This window comes from Streptococcus pluranimalium (assembly GCF_047785745.1).
Taxonomy (GTDB): domain Bacteria; phylum Bacillota; class Bacilli; order Lactobacillales; family Streptococcaceae; genus Streptococcus; species Streptococcus pluranimalium_B.
Genome location: NZ_JBLOJT010000131.1, coordinates 1 through 3,840, shown reverse-complemented (window position 1 = coordinate 3,840; position 3,840 = coordinate 1). Strand labels below are relative to the sequence as shown.

Genomic DNA, 3,840 nt, shown 5'->3' with positions numbered 1-3,840 from the left:
TTTATAATTAACGTTTACGCTGTTTTCCAGCATTACGATTTGATTTAGTTTGAATAGCGCCTTGAGTTGGATTAGCTGTTGGTGTTACGTCTTTACGAGCTGTTGCATTTGATTTAAAAGGTTTTGGAGGATTTTTAGCAAATTCCGCCTCCACTTTTTGACGCAAACGAGGTTTGATAACGTAAGTTGTGAGTAATTGTTGGGCAATAGCGAAGAAACCACCGACAAGCCAGTATAATGTTACACCTGCTGGGGAAGAAAAACCAAAGAATGCCATCATGAGGGGCATTGAATACATGGCTGTTTTCATTTGCGCCCGTTGTTCTTCTGGAACTGCAGCGACTGACAACCAAGATTGGAAGAAGTAGAGTGCTACAATGATTGCTGTCAAAAGCAAATCGGGTTTATCTAAGGAGAACCATAAGAACTGGGAACCTTGAATACCATTAGTATAGCGAGCTGCAAAGTAAAGAGCAGAGAAAAATGGCATTTGAATTAGGAGTGGTAAACACCCAATACCACCAAACATGCTAACACCGTATTGACGCTGTGCTGCCATAAAATCAGCTTGAGCAGCTAATTTTTCTTCTTGGGTTGTTGCAGACTTCATACGTTCTTGAATGGGACCTAAGAAAGGTTTCAAGTAAGCCATCTTTTCAGATTGATAGGCAGCTTTTTGAGATTGGTAAAGCCCAAGAGGTAAAATAATCAAACGAACAATGATTGTCACTGCGATGATCCCGAGACCAAAGCCGAGACCTAAGTCATTGGCAAAGTACTGGATGACCTTTTCCATTGGTTTACCGATGGTATTCCAGACAAAGCCAACGGGTTTACCATGTTCAGTTCTGACACATCCAGACAGGAATAGGAGCAGTGATAATGCAAATCCTGAGAAGAATAATTTTTTAGTTAATTTTTTCACAGTTTATATCCTTTAATTTTGTAATACCTATCTATTTTACAGTTTTTTAAGGATTTTCTCAATACTTCTGAAGTCCTAATTTTAACTGGCTACACGAAAGTCTGTATAGTCTTCAAAGTTACCCATTTGCACATCAACATAAGTGACGCGACTCATGCGCGAAGGGCCTTTTCTCACTTCTTGGATAAAACTTGCCATCTTGTTGGCATCATCAGATTGGGCAAGAATTTCAACGGTTCCATCGTCATTATTCCAAACACGACCATGAATACCTCCTATTTCTTTAGCAAGGGCATAAGTTGAATAACGAAATCCGACTCCTTGAACACGACCAGAAACAATCATCCGAATTTTTTTCATTTTCCCATCCTCCTGATGTTATAGTAAGTTTATTATAACCCAAAAAGTTAGCAAAAGTCTTGTTTCAGCAGAGAAGATAACTGTTTGACTTCCTTTTAAAAAATATTACTGCCGTCATCTAGTAATGTCTGACTCACTTTTGTTATAATGAAGTAGACGAACAGATGAGTGTAGGGAAGGAATAGATATGACTTTTGAAGATAGACAGCTGATTGAAGAAATGGAAGCCAAGTATGATAATTTGGCTCCTAAGTTGAAAGCATTTAGTACAGCGCTCGAAGATTTCGAACAGTATTACGCAGATTATATGGCTCTAAGAGATTTTTATGGAAGCGAGGAATGGTTTAGACTCTTTGAACAGCCCCATGATGACATAAAGTCTGGTGTACTTAGTGAAGATCAATTGTATAACTTTATTAGCGACCATAATGCACTCTTAGCAACGTGTTTGGAATTAGCTGCTAAAATGTCTAAAAATATGTAAAGATTAATACTCTGATAATAATCATATGAAAATAGGGAAAATATGACAGTAATCACTTCAAAGTCCAATCCTCTTATCAAAAGAACAAAAAAATTATTGCAAAAAAAGCATCGTAAAGATTCCTACCTGATAGAAGGCTGGCATCTTTTTGATGAAGCGCAGAAATCTAACGCTACATTCCGTCATGTTTTTGTATTAGAAGAGATGGTAGATCAGCTTACAGCAAGTTCTGAAATCGTTCTGGTTTCAAGTGATGTATTGAAAGAAATATCAGATGCACCAACTCCACAAGGGATTGTAGCAGAAGTTCTTCTTGATCAAGTGGACTTGCCAGATTTTAAATCAGGTCGATACCTTGTTTTAGAGAATGTCCAGGATCCTGGAAATTTGGGAACCATGGTTCGTACGGCGGATGCAGCGGGTTTAGATGGTGTGATTTTATCAGATAAATCCGCGGATTTGTACAATCCAAAAACTCTGCGTTCTATGCAGGGAAGTCATTTCCACTTACCTGTTTATCGTCAGTCTTTGACTTCTATTTTTGAGCAAATGAAGATAGCTGCTTTACCGATTTTAGCGACTACCTTGTCTGATAAGTCAGTGGATTACCAAAGTTTAGCACATTTTGATAAGTTTGCTTTGGTGATGGGTAATGAGGGTCAAGGGATTAGTCCTGAAACAAGTGAGACAGCGGATCATCTGATTCATATCACTATGCCTGGTCAGGCGGAGAGTCTTAATGTGGCAGTAGCTGCAGGGATAGTGATTTTTAGCTTGCTTTAAGCCAATATGGTATAATAGTAGTCTAGAAAGGTGAGTATTATGAAAAAATATGAACAAGATGCTGAATTTATGGAGTTAGTTGGGCATTTGATTGATCACCCACGCTTTCAAAAACTTGACGGTATTGTTCAACATCACCATTCCACACGTATGGAGCACTCCATTAATGTTGCTTATACTAGCTATAAGATTGCTAAAAAGTTTGGGTGGGACAAGGACAGTACTGCTAGAGGTGGTTTGTTACATGACTTCTTTTACTATGATTGGCGTGTGACTAAGTTTAATAAAAGCCATGCTTGGGTTCATCCTCGCATTGCGGTACGTAATGCTAAAAAATTAACACCACTAAACAAAAAAGAAGAAGATATTATCCTCAAACATATGTGGGGGGCAACAGTGGCTTTTCCACGTTATAAAGAGTCTTATATTGTGACCATGGTTGATAAGTATTGGGCGATTAAGGAAGCCACTATTCCAATGCGTCGTAAGCTTGGGAAGCCTATTCGCTTTAGCCGTAAGTTTTTAGGTAGTCACAATCGTTAGTTAGAAAAGGGAAATACAGTTATGAATGACAATCTTATTTACACAGAATCGCAGGACGGCTTGTCAGCTTTCTTTACTAAAATATACAGTCTTGTAGGTATTGGTATCGGGCTTTCAGCCTTTGTGTCTTGGTTGATGCTTTACCCATTCCAAGCAAACCTTATTACTATTATGACGCAATATTCATGGGTTTATCTGGGTGCATTTTTTGTAGAATTAGCCTTGGTTTTCTTGGCGTCTAATGCAGCACGTAAAAACACACCAGCTGCTTTGCCACTATTTTTGACCTATTCGGCTTTGAACGGTTTTACCCTAAGTTTTATCATTGTTCAATACGTTCAAACAACAGTACTTCAAGCTTTTGTTAGTTCTGCCCTTGTTTTCTTTATCATGGCAGCCATTGGTGCAACGATTAAGAAAGACTTGTCAGGGATGTCTAAGGCGCTTATGGCAGCCTTAATTGGTATTATTATTGCCAGTGTGGTTAACATCTTTATCGGAAGTGGCACAATGAGTTTTATCATCAGTATTGCTTCTGTATTGATTTTTTCAGGTTTGATTGCTTATGATAACCAAATGATTAAACGTGTTTACCAACACACAGGTGGTAATGTACAGGATGGTTGGGCTATTTCAATGGCACTTAGCCTTTACTTAGATTTTATTAACTTGTTCTTAAGCCTTCTACGTATTTTGGGACGTAATGATTAATTATGGCTCTTCGTCAACTGTAGTGGGTGACTTA

Annotated in this window: 6 protein-coding genes; 4 read left to right on the top strand and 2 right to left on the bottom strand. The window is 38.3% G+C overall.

Annotation, left to right across the window (positions count from 1 at the left end; all coding sequences use genetic code 11):
- Positions 1-7 precede the first annotated feature (7 nt).
- Both yidC and ACMZ6U_RS09600 read right to left on the bottom strand, forming a co-directional pair.
- Positions 8-925, bottom strand: a complete 918-nt coding sequence (gene yidC / locus ACMZ6U_RS09605) for a membrane protein insertase YidC (protein WP_104967328.1) — start codon at positions 923-925, stop codon at positions 8-10.
- A gap of 81 nt (positions 926-1,006) precedes the next feature.
- A complete protein-coding gene (locus ACMZ6U_RS09600; protein ID WP_416108224.1) occupies positions 1,007-1,285 on the bottom strand; it encodes an acylphosphatase in 279 nt (92 codons plus the stop codon).
- Positions 1,286-1,472: 187 nt separating this feature from the next.
- Here ACMZ6U_RS09600 and ACMZ6U_RS09595 point away from each other — a divergent pair, with 187 nt between their 5' ends.
- Genes ACMZ6U_RS09595 through ACMZ6U_RS09580 form a run of 4 tightly spaced genes read left to right on the top strand, consistent with a single transcriptional unit; the run spans position 1,473 to position 3,806 of the window.
- Entirely contained in the window at positions 1,473-1,769 is a 297-nt protein-coding gene (locus tag ACMZ6U_RS09595) for a DUF4298 domain-containing protein (protein WP_416108223.1), read from the top strand.
- Between the two features lie 42 nt (positions 1,770-1,811).
- On the top strand, positions 1,812-2,552 hold the full coding sequence (locus tag ACMZ6U_RS09590; RefSeq protein ID WP_416108222.1) for a TrmH family RNA methyltransferase: 741 nt from the start codon (positions 1,812-1,814) through the stop codon (positions 2,550-2,552).
- A gap of 39 nt (positions 2,553-2,591) precedes the next feature.
- A complete protein-coding gene (locus tag ACMZ6U_RS09585) occupies positions 2,592-3,095 on the top strand; it encodes an HD domain-containing protein (RefSeq protein ID WP_104967332.1) in 504 nt (167 codons plus the stop codon).
- Positions 3,096-3,116: 21 nt separating this feature from the next.
- Positions 3,117-3,806 (top strand): Bax inhibitor-1/YccA family protein, encoded by a 690-nt coding sequence (locus ACMZ6U_RS09580; protein ID WP_416108221.1) that lies wholly within the window; start codon positions 3,117-3,119, stop codon positions 3,804-3,806.
- Positions 3,807-3,840 lie beyond the last annotated feature (34 nt).

Bases quoted from the DNA above. Each gene is read 5' to 3' on its own strand.
- ACMZ6U_RS09590 (WP_416108222.1), top strand. From the start codon at position 1,812: ATGACAGTAATCACTTCAAAGTCCAATCCTCTTATCAAAAGAACAAAA.
- ACMZ6U_RS09595 (WP_416108223.1), top strand. From the start codon at position 1,473: ATGACTTTTGAAGATAGACAGCTGATTGAAGAAATGGAAGCCAAGTAT.
- ACMZ6U_RS09600 (WP_416108224.1), bottom strand. From the start codon at position 1,285: ATGAAAAAAATTCGGATGATTGTTTCTGGTCGTGTTCAAGGAGTCGGA.
- ACMZ6U_RS09585 (WP_104967332.1), top strand. From the start codon at position 2,592: ATGAAAAAATATGAACAAGATGCTGAATTTATGGAGTTAGTTGGGCAT.
- ACMZ6U_RS09580 (WP_416108221.1), top strand. From the start codon at position 3,117: ATGAATGACAATCTTATTTACACAGAATCGCAGGACGGCTTGTCAGCT.